The sequence below is a fragment of the Intrasporangium mesophilum genome, from assembly GCF_054783095.1.
In genome coordinates, this window is the sequence record NZ_BAAGRF010000019.1 from 1 (window position 1) to 16,878 (window position 16,878).

The 16,878-nt window shown below is 70.6% G+C and carries 14 protein-coding genes; 5 read left to right on the forward strand and 9 right to left on the reverse strand.

Annotation, left to right across the window (positions count from 1 at the left end):
* Window positions 1–700: 700 nt before the first annotated feature.
* The 7 genes from ACYVLP_RS16390 to ACYVLP_RS16420 all read right to left on the reverse strand — a co-directional run bounded on the left by ACYVLP_RS16390 (window position 701) and on the right by ACYVLP_RS16420 (window position 9,338).
* Window positions 701–1,990 carry a thymidine phosphorylase gene (locus ACYVLP_RS16390; protein WP_460628411.1) on the reverse strand — a complete coding sequence of 430 codons (1,290 nt, stop codon included), beginning with the start codon at window positions 1,988–1,990 and terminating at the stop codon, window positions 701–703.
* A gap of 57 nt (window positions 1,991–2,047) precedes the next feature.
* Window positions 2,048–2,470, reverse strand: coding sequence for a cytidine deaminase (locus ACYVLP_RS16395; RefSeq protein WP_460628674.1), 423 nt, complete (start codon window positions 2,468–2,470; stop codon window positions 2,048–2,050).
* A 68-nt stretch (window positions 2,471–2,538) separates the two neighbouring features.
* The gene (locus ACYVLP_RS16400) at window positions 2,539–3,813 is read right to left on the reverse strand and encodes an ABC transporter permease (protein ID WP_460628412.1); all 1,275 of its coding nucleotides are present in this window, start codon (window positions 3,811–3,813) and stop codon (window positions 2,539–2,541) included.
* Window positions 3,810–4,928 (reverse strand): ABC transporter permease, encoded by a 1,119-nt coding sequence (locus ACYVLP_RS16405; protein ID WP_460628413.1) that lies wholly within the window; start codon window positions 4,926–4,928, stop codon window positions 3,810–3,812. The genes ACYVLP_RS16400 and ACYVLP_RS16405 overlap by 4 nt, the downstream gene beginning before the upstream one ends.
* Window positions 4,925–6,592 carry an ATP-binding cassette domain-containing protein gene (locus ACYVLP_RS16410; RefSeq protein ID WP_460628675.1) on the reverse strand — a complete coding sequence of 556 codons (1,668 nt, stop codon included), beginning with the start codon at window positions 6,590–6,592 and terminating at the stop codon, window positions 4,925–4,927. Before ACYVLP_RS16410 ends, ACYVLP_RS16405 begins: the two co-directional genes overlap by 4 nt.
* Before the next feature lie 303 nt (window positions 6,593–6,895).
* On the reverse strand, window positions 6,896–7,972 hold the full coding sequence (locus ACYVLP_RS16415; protein WP_460628414.1) for a BMP family lipoprotein: 1,077 nt from the start codon (window positions 7,970–7,972) through the stop codon (window positions 6,896–6,898).
* 112 nt (window positions 7,973–8,084) lie between these two features.
* The gene (locus tag ACYVLP_RS16420) at window positions 8,085–9,338 is read right to left on the reverse strand and encodes an amidohydrolase (RefSeq protein WP_460628415.1); all 1,254 of its coding nucleotides are present in this window, start codon (window positions 9,336–9,338) and stop codon (window positions 8,085–8,087) included.
* 31 nt (window positions 9,339–9,369) lie between these two features.
* Between ACYVLP_RS16420 and ACYVLP_RS16425 the strand changes: the two genes are divergently transcribed.
* The 3 genes from ACYVLP_RS16425 to ACYVLP_RS16435 are packed head-to-tail and all read left to right on the forward strand — an operon-like array spanning window position 9,370 to window position 11,885.
* Window positions 9,370–10,047, forward strand: a complete 678-nt coding sequence (locus ACYVLP_RS16425) for a (2Fe-2S)-binding protein (protein WP_460628416.1) — start codon at window positions 9,370–9,372, stop codon at window positions 10,045–10,047.
* Window positions 10,048–10,056: 9 nt separating this feature from the next.
* On the forward strand, window positions 10,057–11,010 hold the full coding sequence (locus ACYVLP_RS16430; RefSeq protein WP_460628417.1) for a pseudouridine-5'-phosphate glycosidase: 954 nt from the start codon (window positions 10,057–10,059) through the stop codon (window positions 11,008–11,010).
* The gene (locus tag ACYVLP_RS16435; protein ID WP_460628418.1) at window positions 11,007–11,885 is read left to right on the forward strand and encodes a carbohydrate kinase family protein; all 879 of its coding nucleotides are present in this window, start codon (window positions 11,007–11,009) and stop codon (window positions 11,883–11,885) included. The genes ACYVLP_RS16430 and ACYVLP_RS16435 overlap by 4 nt, the downstream gene beginning before the upstream one ends.
* A gap of 92 nt (window positions 11,886–11,977) precedes the next feature.
* Here ACYVLP_RS16435 and ACYVLP_RS16440 read toward each other — a convergent pair whose 3' ends face one another.
* Window positions 11,978–13,570 carry an acyl-CoA mutase large subunit family protein gene (locus ACYVLP_RS16440; RefSeq protein ID WP_460628419.1) on the reverse strand — a complete coding sequence of 531 codons (1,593 nt, stop codon included), beginning with the start codon at window positions 13,568–13,570 and terminating at the stop codon, window positions 11,978–11,980.
* Window positions 13,571–13,688: 118 nt separating this feature from the next.
* The gene (locus tag ACYVLP_RS16445) at window positions 13,689–14,210 is read right to left on the reverse strand and encodes a GbsR/MarR family transcriptional regulator (protein ID WP_460628420.1); all 522 of its coding nucleotides are present in this window, start codon (window positions 14,208–14,210) and stop codon (window positions 13,689–13,691) included.
* Window positions 14,211–14,290: 80 nt separating this feature from the next.
* Between ACYVLP_RS16445 and ACYVLP_RS16450 the strand changes: the two genes are divergently transcribed.
* Both ACYVLP_RS16450 and ACYVLP_RS16455 read left to right on the forward strand, forming a co-directional pair.
* Window positions 14,291–15,232, forward strand: coding sequence for an ABC transporter ATP-binding protein (locus ACYVLP_RS16450; RefSeq protein ID WP_460628421.1), 942 nt, complete (start codon window positions 14,291–14,293; stop codon window positions 15,230–15,232).
* Window positions 15,229–16,827, forward strand: a complete 1,599-nt coding sequence (locus tag ACYVLP_RS16455) for an ABC transporter permease (RefSeq protein WP_460628422.1) — start codon at window positions 15,229–15,231, stop codon at window positions 16,825–16,827. Before ACYVLP_RS16450 ends, ACYVLP_RS16455 begins: the two co-directional genes overlap by 4 nt.
* Window positions 16,828–16,878: the final 51 nt, after the last annotated feature.

The window sequence follows — 16,878 nt, forward strand, 5'->3', positions numbered from 1 at the left end:
TCGTCCTGAGCCAGGATCAAACTCTCCGTTGAAAACAAACACCCACGAAGGGTCAATCACTAGCCGAGCAAGAACACCAGCAAATAACTGCTGAATATTCGTTGTCAACCAAAGGAAAATCGTGCAGGACCAAAAGACCCTGCAACGAGGTATTGGCATCGATTTTTGACACGCTGTTGAGTTCTCAAGAATCGGACACACACCATCACCCAGCCACACGACCGGACTCCGGGGCAACCCTTCAATTTTGCCGCGCGTCTGCTTGGGAGTCAAATCCGTGATCCGCCTCTTGGAGGGGCCGGACTCGCTCGCTTGGTTTCCCTTGCGGCGAAGAGAACATTACACGGGGTCCCCGGGATCTCCTAATCGGGCCCCCCGGGCGGCCCCATATGGGCTCTGACCTGCGCAAACGCGCCTCCCGTGCGGCCCATGGGTGCGACCCAGGAGGCCCCTGTGACAGGAGAGACGGGGCGCCCACTCGACCAAGCCGGTGGGCCCCGGTGACAGGAGGGACGACGCGCCCACTCGACCCAGGCGGTGGGGCCCCCGTGACAGGAGAGACCACGCGCCCACTCGACCCAGGCGAGGTGGGGCCCCCGTGACAGGAGAGGCGACGCGCCCACTCGACTGGCAGCGTGAGGCGGGCCCTACGACCGCCGTGCGGGCAGGCGGGTGACCGCGCCGGCTCGGTGGGCGGTCCTCAGGCGACGCGGTCGATGACGATCGGCGCGAGGTCGGGACGCGAACCCTCGGGAGCGATGAGGTATCCGCCCTCGAGCGCCTCGATGGCCCGCTCGAACCGCTCGGGCTCGTCGGTGTGCAGGGTCAGCAGCGGCTCGCCGCCGCGGACGGTCGCACCGGGCTTGTAGTGGATCTCGACCCCGGCCCCGGCCTGGACCGGGTCCTCCTTGCGCGCGCGCCCCGCCCCGAGGCGCCAGGCCGCCACGCCGACCGCGAGGGCGTCGAGCTCGACAAGCACGCCGTCGGCCGGTGCGAGCACGTGGTGCTGCTCCTTGGCGACCGGTTGGGGCGCATCGGGGTCGCCTCCCTGCGCCCGGATCATCCGCTTCCACGCATCCATCGCCCGTCCGTCGGCGAGGACGTCGGCAGGGTCGACGTCGTCCCGGCCCGCGGCGGTCACCATCTCCCGAGCGAGCGCGACGGTCAGCTCGACCACGTCCTCGGGACCGCCTCCGGCGAGGACCTCGACCGACTCCCGGACCTCGAGCGCGTTGCCTGCTGTGAGCCCGAGCGGGGTCTGCATGTTGGTCAGCAGGGCCACGGTCCGCACCCCGGCGTCCGTGCCCAGCCGCACCATGGTCTCGGCAAGCTCGCGCGCCTGGGAGAGCTCCTTCATGAAGGCGCCCGAGCCCACCTTGACGTCGAGCACCAGCGCGCCGGTCCCCTCGGCGATCTTCTTGCTCATGATCGAGGTCGCGATGAGCGGGACGCACGAGACCGTGCCGGTGACGTCCCGCAGCGCGTAGAGCTTCTTGTCGGCCGGTGCGAGCCCCGACCCCGCAGCGCAGATGACCGCGCCGACGTCCTCGAGCTGGCGCATCATCTCGTCGTTCGTCAGCTCGGCCCGCCAGCCGGGGATCGACTCGAGCTTGTCGAGCGTGCCCCCGGTGTGCCCGAGCCCGCGCCCGGACAGCTGCGGCACCGCGACCCCGCACGCCGCGACGAGGGGCGCCAGCGGCAGCGTGATCTTGTCGCCGACGCCTCCGGTCGAGTGCTTGTCGGCGGTGGGCCGGCTCAGGCCCGAGAAGTCCAACCGCTCGCCCGTGCGGATCATCGCGTCAGCCCAGCGCGAGATCTCCCGCGCGTTCATCCCGTTGAGGTAGATGGCCATGGCCAGCGCGGACATCTGCTCCTCGGCGACGACGCCACGGGTGTAGGCGTCGATGACCCAGTCGATCTGCGCGTCCGACAGCTCGGACCGGTCGCGCTTGGTGGCTATGACGTCAACGGCATCGAAGGCTTCGCTCACGGGAGACATCATGTCCCAGCGGTCGCCCGCCCGGCGGGTGTACGCAGGTCGAGGTGTTCAGCCCTCAGCGTGATGCAGGTTGTCGGCCCCGAATGCCTGCGGAAGGACTTCGGTCATGGGCAGCACGCCCTCAGGGGTCATGAGCAGGCACGTCGGCCCGCCGTTCTCCCACAGCAGCTGCCGACACCGCCCGCAGGGCATGAGCGCCTGGCCGTCGCTGCCGACGCAGAAGACCGCGGTGAGGCGTCCGCCCCCGCTGGCGTGCAGGTCGGAGACCATCCCGCACTCCGCGCAGAGGCCCACGCCGTATGCCGCGTTCTCCACGTTGCAGCCCGCCACCACCCGGCCGTCGTCGACGAGGCCGGCGACGCCGACCGGGAAGCCGGAGTAGGGCGCGTACGCGCGGCGCATCAGCTCTTCGGCGCGCTGACGCAGCGCCTCCCAGTCGACCTCGACACCCGCAGAGGCGCCTGTGGGCACCTCCGCGGGAGTGCCGGCATACCCGGAGTCTCTGGGTATGCCGGTCGCGTCCTCGCGTGCCGCGGGCACTAGGCGCCCTCACCCTTGCGGTAGATCTGGCCGTCGGCCGCAGGCATCCTCAGGCGCTGCGAGGCGAAGGCCAGCACGAGCAGCGTCGCGACGTAGGGCGTCGTGCCGGACAGCTCCTGGGGCACGACGTCCGTCGCGGCATACCAGAAGCCGACGAGGGCGCCGACGACGATCGCGATGATGCCCTGCAGGCGACGGTTCCGGCGCACGATCTGCCAGATGCCGATGCCGAGGAGCAGCACTGCGAACAGCAGCAGGAACGCATGGACCGTCGTGCCGCCGCCGCGCAGCTGCGCGGCGTCGGTGTAGCCGAACAAGCCGGCGCCGGCCATCAGGCCACCGGGCCGCCAGTTGCCGAAGATCATCGCGGCGAGGCCGATGTAGCCGCGCCCGCCGGTCTGTCCGTCGCGGAACAGGTTGGCCGCGACGAGCGCCAGGAAGCCGCCACCGAGGCCGGCCAGGCCGCCCGAGATCAGCACCGCCGTGAACTTGTACCGCAGCACGTTGACACCCAGGGACTCAGCCGCGACCGGCGACTCGCCACAGGACCGCAGGCGCAGGCCGAAGGCGCTGCGCCACAGCACCCAGGCCGTCGCGATGAACAGCAGCACGGCGATGATCGTCACGACCGACACGTCCGTGCAGAACGCCCGCAGGATGCCGGCCAGGTCGGAGATGAAGAAGATGTGCTGCTGCTCGATGTCGCCGAGCCAGTCGGACAGCCCCGGCAGGGTGAACGTCGGCAGCTGGTCGAGCGGCGGCGACTGCGTCGGGCCACCACCGGGCAAGGTGCTGAAGAAGCGGACCGAGAGGTACTTGGCGAACCCGAGGGCGATGATGTTGAGCGCCACACCCGAGACGATGTGGTCGACACCGAACGTCACCGTGGCCATCGCGTGGATCGCGCCTCCGATGGCGCCGCCGATGACCGCGCCGACCAGGCCCATCCAGGGCCCCATGTGGTAGCCGAGGAAGCCCGCACCCCACGTGCCGAGGATCATCATGCCCTCGAGGCCGATGTTGACCACACCCGCGCGCTCGGACCACAGGCCGCCGAGACCCGCCAGCCCGATCGGCACGGCGAGGCCGATACCGGCGATGAGAAGACCCGAGGAGTCGATGTCATTGGCGCCCGTGACGACGCGAAGGACCGACAGGACGAAGACCGAGGCAAGGAAGACGCCCACCCACTGTGTCGGGGTGAACCGGAACCGCTTGCCCGCGGGGGCCGTGCTGACCCGCTTGGTGCCGACCTCGAGACCGGTGGCGCTCATGCCGGGGCTCCTTCCACGGCCGGGGCATCGGGTCTCGACGCCGACAGCTCCCGGGCCACGCGCTGCTGCTCGAGGCGGACGTCGGCCCGGCGAATCAGCTCGTAGGCGATGACGACGGCGAACAGGATGATGCCCTGGATGATGAATACGACCTCCGATGCCACACCGGCCCGGATCTGAAGAGCGTTGGACTGGACGTCGAGGAACGACCACAGCAGCGCCGCGACGGCGATCCCGAGCGGGTTGTTGCGGCCGAGCAGGGCGACGCCGATCCCGGCGAAGCCGAGGCCGGCCTGGGCCGTCGTGCCGTAGTAGTGGTCCTCACCGAACAGCAGCGGCATACCGACCAGGCCCGCAAGGGCGCCCGAGGAGATCATCGTCGTCAGGACCATCCGCTTGACCTTGACGCCGCTCGCGACGGCCGCGGTCTCGGACCTACCCGTGGCTCGCAGGTCGAAGCCGAACCGCGTCTTGCCCAGGACGAACCAGTATCCGACGCCGACGATGATGGCGAGGATGAGCAGCGTGTAGACCTTGTTGGACGCCCCGGGGATCAGGCTGAGGCCGTCGAGCTGCGACGACTCCGGGATCGGCTGGGTCGTGATCGTGTTGCTACCGGGCTGTTTGACCGCGACTTGTATGAGCAGCCACTGCACCACGCCGGTGGCTATGGCGTTGAGCATGATCGTGCTGATGACCTCGGAGATGCCGCGGGTGACCTTGAGGTATGCCGCGATGCTGGCCCAGAAGCCACCGGCGAGCATCGCGACGATGATCGTCAGGATGACGTTGATCGGGCCGGGGAACCACGCCTGGCCCGCGAACAGCGCCCCGGTGAAGGCGGCGACGCGGTACTGCCCGTCGACGCCGATGTTGAACAGGTTCATCCGGAAGCCGACGGCCACGGCGACGGCCGACAGGTAGTACACGGTCGCGCCGTTGATGATCTGGACGATCTGCCTCGGCTTCGGCCAGGACAGGATCGTGGCCCACACCTCGCGCACGGGGTCGCCGAGGGCCAGCAGGATCGCGGACGTGAGCAGGAACGCGACGAGCAGCGCCAGGACCGGAGCCGCGACGCCGAGCAGCAGCTTGCGGGGCGAGAAGCGGTTCATCGCTGGTCCTCCGTCCCCGGCGCGGTGCCGGTATCGGGCTCGGCGGTCGGCTGGGCGGTCGGCTGGGCGGTCGGCTGGGCCGTCGGCTGGGCCGTCGGCTCCGCAGTCGGCTCCGCAGTCGGCTCAGCGGTCGGCTCGGCGGTCGGCTCGGCGGTCGGCTCGGCGGTCGGCTCGGCGGTCGGCTCGGCGTTCGCGTCGCTCGCCTCACCGGACGAGTGGGCGGCACCGGTCATCGCTGCGCCGAGGTCCTCGGCGGTCACCGTGTCCGGGTCGAACGTGCCGGTGAGCCGGCCGCGAAGGATGACCTCGATGGTGTCGGACAGGCCGATCAGCTCCTCGAGGTCGGCGGAGATGAGCAGGACCGCGAGGCCGTCACGCCTGGCCTGGCGGATGATGTCCCAGATGCTCGCCTGAGCGCCCACGTCCACGCCGCGCGTCGGGTGCGCCGCGACGAGGACCTTCGGCTGGTGGCTCATCTCGCGGCCGACGATGAGCTTCTGCTGGTTGCCGCCCGAGAGCGACCCGGCCTTGACGAAGATCGACGGGGTGCGCACGTCGAAGTCCTTGACGATGCGCTCGGTGTCGGCCTTGGCCCCCGCGGCGTTGATGAGGTAGCCGCGGGCGTTGGGCGGCTCGGTCTGGTGGCCCAGGATGCGGTTCTCCCAGAGCGGCGCCTCGAGCAGGAGCCCGTGGCGGTGCCGGTCCTCGGGGATGTAGGCGACTCCCGCCTCGCGGATCTCCCGGGTAGCCCAGTCGGAGATGTCGACGCCACCGAGGTGGACGGTGCCGGAGGTCGGCTCGCGCATGCCCATGATGACCTCGACGAGCTCGGCCTGGCCGTTGCCCTCGACGCCCGCGATGCCGAGCACCTCACCGGCATGGATCGTCAGGGAGATGCCGTCGAGGACGTTGCGGGTCTCTCCGTCGCCGGCGAGCACGATGTCCTCCGTGCGCAGCACGACGCGGTCGGTGACCGTCGACTCCTCGGTCTGGGGCGTGGGCAGCTCGGCGCCGACCATCAGCTCGGCGAGCTGGCGCGCGTTGACCGACTTGGGGTCGACCGTGTCGACCGTGGTCCCGCGGCGGATGACGGTGATCGAGTCCGCGACCGAGAGCACCTCGTCGAGCTTGTGCGAGATGAACAGGACCGTCAGCCCCTCGGACTTGAGCCCGCGCAGGTTGTCGAAGAGCTCCTCGACCTCCTGCGGCACGAGGACCGCGGTCGGCTCGTCGAGGATGATGATCTTGGCGCCCCGGTAGAGCACCTTGAGGATCTCGATCCGCTGCCGGGCGCCGACGCCAAGGTCCTCGACAAGGGCATCCGGGTCGACGTTGAGGCCGTATGCCGCCGAGAGCTCGCGGATCTTGTCGCGCGCCTCGTCTCCGATGCCGTAGAGGCGCTCGGCGCCCAGCGCGACGTTCTCGAGGACGGTGAAGTTGTCGGCCAGCTGGAAGTGCTGGAAGACCATGCCGATGCCCTCGCGGATGGCGTCCGAGGGCGAGTGGAGGTTCACCTCGTGGCCGTCGACGTGGATCGTGCCCTCGTCGGGCCGTTGCACGCCGTACAGGATCTTCATGAGCGTCGACTTGCCGGCGCCGTTCTCGCCCACGATCGCGTGGACGGTGCCGCGGCGCACCTTGAAGCCGATGTCCTTGTTGGCCACGACGCCGGGGAACCGCTTGGTGATCCCCTCGAGCTCGACGGCATACTCGGCGGCTGCGGGTGCGGCGGTTCGCTCGGTTGCTGCAGCGGTGATGGCGACTACTCCTCGTCCGGGCCCGGCGTGGGCCGGGCAGAAGGTGGTCACGGCTCTCGGCAGGCCGACCGCCACGGATGGCCACGGACGGTGGGGCTACTGCCGCTTACGCCCGCAACCGGATCCGGGGACGGACACGGCCCGCGACGACGCTACCGCGACGCACGGGCCGTGTCGCCCATCTGGAGCCAATTACTGGCGAGTGTCAGCTCAGGGCTTGGTCGGGACGGTGATCTGCCCCGAGATGATCTTCTGCTTGTAGTCGTCGAGCTGGGCCTTGATGTCGTCGAGGTGGCCACCGGTCGTGGCGTAGTCGACACCGTTGGCCTTGAGGTCGTAGACCTTGTTGCCGGTGATGTTGTTGCCCTCGGAGGCCGACTTGAGGAAGTCGTAGACCGCGACGTCGACCTTCTTGATCATCGAGGTGAGGATGATGTCGCGGACATCCGGCGTGGCCGTCAGGGCCTGGTCGGAGTCGACACCGATGGCCCACTTGCCGGCACCGGCAGCCTTCGCCGCGGTGAAGACGCCCGAGCCCGAGCCACCAGCGGCGTGGTACACGACGTCAGCACCACCCTGGAAGAGACCCTCGGCGGCCGTCTTGCCCTTGGCCGGGTCGTTGAAGCCCGAGAAGTCCGGCGGCTGCGAGAGGTACTGGCTCTTGACGACGATGTTCGGCTTGGCGGCCTTGGCGCCCGCGATGTAGCCGGCCTCGAACTTCTTGATGAGGTCGACGCCGACACCACCGACGAAGCCGACGGTGTTCGTCTTCGACTTGAGCGCGGCGGCCGCGCCGACGAGGAACGAGCCCTGCTCCTCGGCGAAGGTCAGCTGGGCGACGTTCGAACCGGCCGAGTCGGCGGACGCGTCGTCGATGATGGCGAAGTGCACGTCGGGGTTGTCCTTGGCGACCTTGCCGATGGCCTTGGCGTAGGCGAACCCGACCCCGATGACGTGGGTCGCGCCTGCGTCGACGAACTGCTGGAGGCGCTCCTCGGTCGCGGCCTCGCTCTCGCCGTTGACCTGGGTCGCTTCCTTGTACGTGATGCCGAGGTCGGCCTTGGCCTTGTCGAGGCCCGCCGCCGCCGAGGCGTTGAAGGACTGGTCACCGCGACCGCCCACGCCGTAGGCGATGCCGACGACGATCTTCGACGCAGGTGCCGAGCTCGTGCCGCCGGCGGGCGAGGTGTTGCCGCCGGTGGACGTGTTGTCGCTGCTGCTACCGCAGGCGGCGAGGCCGAGCGCAGCAGCCGCGACAACAGCCGCGACCTTGGTTGCAGAACGCAAGGGGTGCTCCTTAAATTCGGTCGGGCCGACGACGACATCGGCCCACATAGCAGGGAAGGGTAATCCCCGCCGCTGCAAGATCTGATCGCCTCGGCACAACTCGCAGGAAGTGTTACCGATCCGCGACCGCTGAGAGCGGCGAAACGCCCCCAAGGGTGCGCGTTCCTGCCAGCTGGGCGGCCGCGGCGAACACCACGCCGGCCAGCGTGCGGGCCCCCACCGGGATGGCGGCCTCGTCGACGACGAGGTCCCCGCGGTGCAGGTCGTAGGTCAGGCCGCCCGGCGTGCGGGTGCCGAGCCGGGCCATGGCCCCGGGGATGTGCGTGAGGTACCAGGCGAAGTCCTCACCGCCGAGGGACTGGGGCGTCGGCGCGACGTACGCCCCCGCACCGGTCACCGCCGCGGTCAGCGCGTCGATGCAGCCGGCCTCGTTCACGACGGGCGGCACGCCCTTGGTGATCGCGACGTCGGCGTGGACGGCATACGGCGCGACGACGGCGTGCACGACCTCCTCGAGGAGGCGCTCGACGCCGTCCCAGATGCTCGCGTCGAGCATCCGGAGGGTGCCGCCCGCCTTGCCGGCGGACGGGATGACGTTGTGCGCACCACCGGAGTGGATGGACCCCCAGACGAGCGCGGCCCCGGCACGCGGGTCGAGCCGTCGCGAGAGCACCGCGGGGACGTCGGTGACGACCTTGGCGAGGGCGTACGTGAGGTCCTGCGTCAGGTGGGGTCGCGACGTGTGGCCGCCGCGACCGGTCAGCGTCACCTCGACCTGGTCGGCCGCTGCGGTGATCGCGCCCACGCGCAGACCGACCTGGCCCGCGTCGAGGCCGGGGTCGCAGTGCATCGCGAAGATCCGGTCGACGCCGTCGAGCCCGCCCTGGGCGACGACGTCCTCGGCGCCACCCGGCATGAGCTCCTCCGCCGGCTGGAAGACGAGGCGCGCAGCGATCCCGGCGCCGCGCAGCCGGCCCTCGACCGCCTTGAGCGCAAGCGCGGCCCCGAGCAGCGCGGTGGTGTGGACGTCGTGGCCGCACGCGTGGCTGACGCCATCGGTCTGTGACGAGAACTCGAGGCCGGTCTGCTCGCGGATCGGCAGGGCGTCGAGGTCGGCTCGAAGCGCGATGCGGTGGGCCGGGTCGGCCGCCCCGAGGTCGGCGATGAGCCCCGTGCCACGCAGCTTGCGCACCTCGATCCCCGCCTGCTCGAGCCGCTGCGCGATCAGGGCCGTGGTGCGGACCTCGCCGCGCCCGAGCTCGGGGTGGGTGTGCAGGTCACGGCGGATCGCGACCAGCTCGTCCACGTGCTCCTCGACGGTCCGGGAGATGGCGTCGAAGGGCACGTGCAAGGCATGGTCGGTCACGAGCAGTGGATTCTAGCGACCGGGAGGGGATGTGGCCGACGACTCGGTCGAGTACGTGGTGCGCCAGGTCGACCGCGCGCTGCCGTTCACGACGATGACCACCAGCTCGTCGGCGGCGACGGTGTGGTGTGACGACGTCGTCGCACACGTCCGCGCCGGCACGGACCCGTTGGCACCGTGGCGCGATGCACTGCGCACGCAGCTCGAGCAGCGCCACGCCACCACGGTCGCGCCGCACATCCCGGCCGCCTTCGTCCTCCAGTGGTGGTGCGAGGTGGTGGCCACGCCGCTTGCGTATGCCGCTGAGCTGGGTCCCTGGCTGATGGCCCCCGGGCCGCGCGGGCTCGGTTTCGAGCTGGCGCCCGGCCTGTACCCGCACCGCATCGTCGTCGACCCGGACCGTGCGGCCGTCGTGACCGACCCCGAGACCGAGCGGCGGCGCGAGCGGGCGCGGGCGGCATACGGGGACCTGGTGTCTGAGGTGGTGGCGACGTTCGCGCCCGAGGTGAAGATGAGCTCGCGGCAGCGCTGGGGCGTCGTCGACGACATGTGGTCGGCCGCCGCGCGGCTCGCGCGAGGTGCTGCCGGCGAGTCGGTGGGCAGTGAGCCGCGACGGGTGTCGTGCTGCTTCATCTTCGCCCTGCCGGGCATGCGTGAGTGCGCCGCGTGCCCGAGAGGCGCTCCCGAAGCCACGCAGGCGGCGAACTAGGGTGGCGCCATGCCCCACGCGCTGCCGCCGTCCGACCTGCTCGTCGTCCACGAGGACGTCCGCGAGGCGCTCGACTCGGGTCGCGGCGTCGTGGCGCTCGAGTCCACGATCCTGGCCCACGGCCTGCCCCGTCCGGACAACATCGAGATAGCGGCACGGATCGAGGCCGCCGTGCGGGACGGCGGCTCCGTGCCGGCGACGATCGCGGTCCTCGACGGCGTCGTCCACGTCGGTCTCGGGACCACCGAGGTCGAGCGCGTCTGCACCGACCCCGACATGGCCAAGCTCTCCATCCGGGATGTCGGAGTCGCTGCGGCGCTCGGGCGGAGCGGGGCGACCACGGTCGCCTCCACCGCGGCGCTCGCCCACCGGGCCGGCATCCGGGTCTTCGCCACGGGCGGGCTGGGCGGCGTGCACCGCGGCGCCTGGGAGACCTTCGACGTGTCCGCCGACCTCGGCGTCATCGCGTCGACGCCGGTGCTCGTCGTGTGCGCCGGGGTCAAGTCGATCCTCGACGTCGCCGGCACGCTCGAGTACCTCGAGACCCTGTCGGTCCCGGTCGTCGGCTATCGCACCGACGCCTTCCCCGGCTTCTACCTCGCCGACTCGGGCCACGAGGTGCCGTGGCGCGTCGAGTCGGCGGAGGAGGCAGCGCGGATCCTGGTCACGCGAGACCGGCTCGGCACCGACAGCGCCGGCGTCGTGCTCGCCAACCCGCTGCCGGCCGCGCACGAGGTCGACCGCGACCTGCACGACCGGCTCGTGGCGGAAGGGCTCGCGATGCTCGAGCGCGACGGCGTCCACGGCAAGGACGTCACCCCGAGGCTGCTCGAGTACTTCCACGACAGCTCCGGGGGTGAGTCGCTGCGCGCGAACGTCGAGCTCGTCCTGTCGAACGCCCGTCTCGCCGGGGAGGTCGCGGCGCACGTCGCGGATTCCAGCAGGCCGGAGGTGTCGGCGTGACCACGCGTCCGGTCGTCGTGGTCGGCGATGTCGGCCTCGATGTCATCACGTTGCCCGGCGGGCCGATCTCCTGGGGCACGGACACCCCGGCATCCGTGCGCCTCGTGCCCGGTGGCGCGGGCGCCAACGCCGCCGCCTGGCTGGCCTGGGCGGGCATGAGCGTCACCGTGGTCGCGCGGGTCGGCAACGACTTCGCCGCCCAGACCGTCGCGCGCGACCTGGCGCAGCGGCGCGTCCACACGGCGTTCGCGGTCGACCCCGCCCTCCCGACCTGCTGCGTCACGGTGATCGTCGATGAGCACGGCGAGCGCACGATGCTCGCGGACCGCGGGGCGAACCGCGCCTTCTGCCCCGACGACGTGTGGTTCGCCGACCTGCCTCACCGGGAAGGCGCCCGACCACACCTTCATCTGTCGGCCTACGTCCTGTTCGACCGCGAGTCGCGCGACGGCGGGCTCGAGGCGATCCGGCAGGCCCGCGCCCTCGGCTGGACGGTCTCGGTCGACCCACAGGCGGCCTCACTCATCCGTCGTGAGGGTGCCGAGCAGTTCCTCTCGTGGGTGGAGGGTGTGGACCTGCTGCTGCCCAACGCCGACGAGCTCGACGCGCTGGGCGGCCTCGACCACACCCTCGAGCACGTCCGCGAGGTGGTCGCGACCTACGGCCCCAACGGAGCCCGGTGGATCGGCGCCAACATCGACGAGTCGGCCCTGGCGCCACGGATCGAGCAGGTCGACTCCACCGGCGCGGGCGACGCCTTCGACGCCGGCCTGCTGTCGGTCTGGCTCAGCGGCGGGTCGCGGATGGCCTCGCTGCGCGCCGGCATCGAGGCGGGCACCACAGCGTGCCTCCGCCTCGGAGCGCGACCCAGCTGACCCGGCATACGGCCCTCGGCCTTGTTGTGTGGTGCCGGACGGACGCTCAGTTGTCCCCTTGGCACCACACAGCGCCGGGTATGCCGGCCGGCTCAGAAGGTCTCGCGGGGCTGGTAGGTGCCCCACACCTCGCGAAGGGCGTGTGCGACCTCGCCGCCGGTGGCGCGCGCCGCGAGCGCGTCCTTCATCGGGTAGAGGACGTTGTCGGTGCCGCGGGCGGCTTCCTGCAGCTGCGCGAGGGCCGCCTTGACCGCGGCGTCGTCGCGCTCGGCCCGTAGTCGCTCCAGCCGGCGGCACTGGTCGGCCTCGATAGTCGGGTCCACACGGAGGGGCTCGTACCGCTCCTCCTGGTCGAGCGTGAACCGGTTGACGCCGACGACGGTGCGCTCGGCGCTGTCGATCTCCAGCTGCACGCGGTAGGCCGAGCGCTCGATCTCCGACTTCTGGAAGCCCTGCTCGATGGCGGCGACGGCTCCACCCTTGTCCTCGACGGCCTGAATCAGCTCGAGCGCCGCCTTCTCGATCTCGTCGGTCATGGACTCGATGACATAGGAGCCCGCGAACGGGTCCACCGTCTTGCACACATCCGTCTCGTAGGCGATGACCTGCTGCGTGCGCAGCGCGAGGCGCGCGGCCTTCTCGGTGGGCAGCGCGATCGCCTCGTCGAACGAGTTGGTGTGCAGTGACTGGGTGCCACCGAGCACCGCGCCGAGGCCCTGCAGAGCGACGCGCACGAGGTTCACCTCCGGCTGCTGGGCGGTCAGCTGCACCCCGGCGGTCTGGGTGTGGAAGCGCAGCATCATCGACTTCGGGTTCTGCGCACCGAAGGTGTCGCGCATGATGCGGGCCCAGATGCGGCGCGCGGCACGGAACTTGGCCACCTCCTCCAGGAGCGTCGTGCGCGCCACGAAGAAGAAGGACAGCCGCGGCGCGAAGTCGTCGACCTGAAGGCCGGCCGCCTCGGCCGCGCGGACGTACTCCATCGCGTTGGCGATGGTGAAAGCGATCTCCTGAACGGGCGACGCGCCCGCCTCGGCCATGTGGTAGCCGCTGATGGAGATGGTGTTCCAGCGCGGCATCTCCTTGTGGCAGTAGGCGAAGACATCGGCGACGAGACGGAGGGACTCGCGCGGCGGGTAGATGTAGGTGCCTCGGGCGATGTACTCCTTGAGCACGTCGTTCTGGATCGTGCCCGCAAGCTGCTCGCTCGAGACGCCCTGCTCCTCGGCGACGAGCTGGTAGAGCAGCAGCAGCGTCGAGCCCGGGGCGTTGATCGTCATCGAGGTCGAGATCTCGCCGAGCGGAAGGCCGTCGAAGAGCACCCGCATGTCGTCGATGCTGTCGATGGCGACGCCGACCTTGCCGACCTCACCATGGGAGATGGGCTCGTCGGAGTCGTAGCCCATCTGGGTCGGCAGGTCGAAGGCGACCGAGAGCCCGCCGGTGCCGGCCTTGACGAGCTGGTGGTAGCGCTGGTTGCTCTCCTTGGCGGTGCCGAAGCCGGCATACTGCCGCATCGTCCACGGGCGGCCGGTGTACATCGAGGGGTACACCCCGCGCGTGAACGGGTACCGGCCGGGCGCGCCGAGCCGTGCGGACGGGTCCCAGCCGTCGAGGGCCGACGCGTCATAGACGGGCTCGATGGGCAGGTCGGACTCGGAGCGCGCGCCAGTGCTGTCAGCCATGCTTCGAGCGTATCGGCGCTGGTCGGCGCAGGTCTCGGGCCGAGGGCCGAACGTTGCCGATCTCACGTTCATGCCGGTATGCCGTTCCGCTGGGCCGACCGGCCGGCCACCGCGCGGGTCAGCCGGGCTCGTCGGCGGGCCAGCCGCGGGTGACCTCGGTCCGGTGCTGCTGCCACTCGGACTCCATCGTGCCGAGCCGCTCGGCGAGGAACTCGAGGAACGCCACCGACAGCTGGATGCGGCGGCCGGCGCGGGTGGCGGTCCCGCCGACGGCCGGCACACCCGCTCGGAGGTTGGCCTCGATCTGGGACAGGACCCGGTCGCGCGAAAGCATCGCCCCGTGCCACGCATCGGCCTGGACCACGTACACGTCCCGCCGCGAGCCGCGCTCGCGCTCCTTGCCGATCAGGTACGTCTGGGTGAGGTAGCGCACCGCACCGGAGATGGCTGCCGGACTCACGTCGAGGGCCTCGGTCAGCTCGGCCGCGGTCATCCGCCCGTCGTCGTCGGCAAGCAGCTGGGCGAAGACCCGGCTGGCCAGCCGCGGCATACCGGCGTCGGTCAGGGTGTCACCGAACCGCTCGACGTAGGTCGCCACTGCGCGCTCGTCACGCTTGCCGCCTCGCCCTGCTGAGCTCATGTCGCCTCCCATGGTCTGTCAGCGATTTTAACGAAATTTTTACGTTCAGTAAATGCTGAATGTTGTGTATCGTCGTTGGTATGACCTCAGCGATCCAGGTCAACGACCTGCGCAAGACCTTCGGAGCCACGGTCGCCCTCGACGGGCTCGACCTCGACGTGGCCACCGGAGAGATCCACGGCTTCCTCGGCCCCAACGGCGCCGGCAAGTCCACGACCATCCGCATCCTGCTCGGCCTGCTCCGCTCCGAAAGTGGCAGTGCCTCCCTCCTCGGCGGCGACCCGTGGCGCGACGTCGAGTCCCTGCACCGGCGGCTGGCCTACGTCCCGGGCGACGTCGCACTGTGGCCCAACCTCACGGGCGGCGAGGTCATCGACCTGCTCGGCAAGCTTCGTGGCGGACTCAACGAGAAGCGCCGCGCCGAGCTGCTCGAGCGGTTCGACCTCGACCCCACCAAGAAGGGCCGGTCGTACTCCAAGGGCAACCGTCAGAAGGTGGCCCTCGTCGCGGCCCTGGCCTCGGACGTCGAGCTGTTCCTGCTCGACGAGCCGACCTCGGGACTCGACCCGCTGATGGAGGCGGTCTTCAAAGAGGCCGCCCGCGAGCTCCGGGAGCGCGGCGCCACGATCCTGCTCTCCAGCCACATCCTCAGCGAGGTCGAGTCGCTCTGCGACCGGGTCAGCATCATCCGGGCCGGGCGCAACGTCGAGTCCGGCACGCTCGACCAGCTGCGGCACCTGTCGCGCACGACGGTGGACGCCACGCTCGAGCGCACGATCGAGGCCGCCGAGCTCGACCAGGTGCCGGGGTTGGCCGACCTCGCTGTCACCGACCACCATGTCGTGTGCGCCGTGGAGACCCAGCACCTGGGTGACCTGCTCGCCGTCCTCGGCCGGCACGGCATCAGGACGCTGACCAGCGCGCCGCCCACGCTCGAAGAGCTCTTCATGGAGCAGTACCGCTCGACCGCAGCCGGCCCCGACGGTGAGCAGCCTGCTCGGGAGGCGGCGACCACCCGATGAACGGCTTCACCGGAACCGGCGCCCTCCTGCGCCTCGCAGCCCGGCGGGACCGGGTGCTCATCCCCGTCAGCATCCTCGTCCTCGTCGTTTTCGTCGCCGGCTCGGCACAGGCGACCGTGGCGCTCTATCCCGACACCGGATCTGCGCTCGGTGCGATCGGCGACATCTTCAAGAACCCGGCCCTCGTCGCGATGTACGGCCCGCTGACGAGCATGACGCTCGACGCGTTCGCGGTCTTCAAGACCATCCTGCTCGGCGCCGTCTTCCTCTGCCTGCTCGCCTACATCGTCGTGCGCAGGCACACCCGGACAGAGGAGGAGGAGGGACGGCTCGAGCTCGTCGGGTCCGGCGTCGTCGGTCGGCGCGCGCCCCTCGCAGCCGCGGTCCTGCTGGGGACCGTCGCCGTGCTCGTCACGGCCCTGCTGATCACGATCTCCGCGATCGGCGTCGGCCTCGACCACACCGGCTCGGTCGCTCTCGGCGTCGCCTGGCTGACGATCGGGCTGACCTGGGTCGGCGTGACCGCCTTCGCGGCCCAGCTCACCGAGACCGCGCGTGGCACCGCGACGTTCTCGCTCGGGGCTCTCGGGGTCGCCTTCCTGCTCCGCGCCGTCGGCGACACGGCCGCAGACGACAGCCCGCTCCGCTTCCTCACGTGGATCTCTCCCCTGGGCTGGGGCGAGAAGGTGTCTCCCTACGGCGAGAACCGCCTCTGGCCGCTGCTACTCGGCGTCGCGGCATACGCAGCGCTCACCGCGACCGCCTTCTACCTGCTCGAGCGACGCGACCTCGGCGCGGGCATCATCCCGCCCCGGCCGGGCCCCGCCCGGGGGCGGATGTCCACCATCGAGGGGCTGACCGCGCGGCTGGCCCGGGGCACGGTGATCGGCTGGGTGGTCCTTTCGGTGTTGCTCGGCTCGGTCGTCGGGTCCATCGCCGGGAACGTCCAGTCCCTCATGGACTCCCCGCAGACCGCGGAGCTGCTCCGCAAGCTCGGCAGCGGCGTCGGCTCCCTCGTCGATACGTTCTTCACGGCGGAGCTGCACATCGCGGCGATCGCCGTCGCAGCGATGGGGATCTCGCTCGTCACGCGGATGCGCTCTGAGGAGACGTCCATGCGTGCGGAGTCCGTCCTCGCGACCGCGGTGACCCGCATCCGGTGGGGCCTGGCGCACGCCGGCACGGCAATGGTCGCCACGACCGTCGTCATGGCCCTCGTCGGTGCGTCCGCGGGACTCGTCGACGGCCGCCGCACGGGTGATGTCGCCGGCTCGGTGGGACGGCTCGTCGCAGCATCGCTCGTGACCCTGCCCGCGATCTGGGTGTGCATCGCGATCGCTGTCGCCTTCGTCGGCCTGGTGCCGCGGTTCACCGGGCTCGTCTGGGCGGTCCTCATCGCGTTCCTGCTGCTCGGCGAGTTCGCGACCATCTTCGGGCTGCCGGACTGGACGACGAACCTGTCGCCGTTCGGACACGTGCCGGCGCTTCCTGGCGGGACCTTCCACGCCACCCCCGTCGTCGCGCTCCTCGTGATCGCGGCCGCGGTGATGGCCATCGGGCTCGCCGGGCTGCGGCGCAGAGACCTCCCGGCCTGACGTCGAGACCCGTCAGTCGGCGGATCAGCTGCACCGGTGTGCCGCCAGAGC

Bases quoted from the DNA above. Each gene is read 5' to 3' on its own strand.
- ACYVLP_RS16440 (WP_460628419.1), bottom strand. From the start codon at position 13,570: ATGGCTGACAGCACTGGCGCGCGCTCCGAGTCCGACCTGCCCATCGAG.
- ACYVLP_RS16455 (WP_460628422.1), top strand. From the start codon at position 15,229: ATGAACGGCTTCACCGGAACCGGCGCCCTCCTGCGCCTCGCAGCCCGG.
- ACYVLP_RS16430 (WP_460628417.1), top strand. From the start codon at position 10,057: ATGCCCCACGCGCTGCCGCCGTCCGACCTGCTCGTCGTCCACGAGGAC.
- ACYVLP_RS16450 (WP_460628421.1), top strand. From the start codon at position 14,291: ATGACCTCAGCGATCCAGGTCAACGACCTGCGCAAGACCTTCGGAGCC.
- ACYVLP_RS16400 (WP_460628412.1), bottom strand. From the start codon at position 3,813: ATGAGCGCCACCGGTCTCGAGGTCGGCACCAAGCGGGTCAGCACGGCC.
- ACYVLP_RS16445 (WP_460628420.1), bottom strand. From the start codon at position 14,210: ATGAGCTCAGCAGGGCGAGGCGGCAAGCGTGACGAGCGCGCAGTGGCG.
- ACYVLP_RS16405 (WP_460628413.1), bottom strand. From the start codon at position 4,928: ATGAACCGCTTCTCGCCCCGCAAGCTGCTGCTCGGCGTCGCGGCTCCG.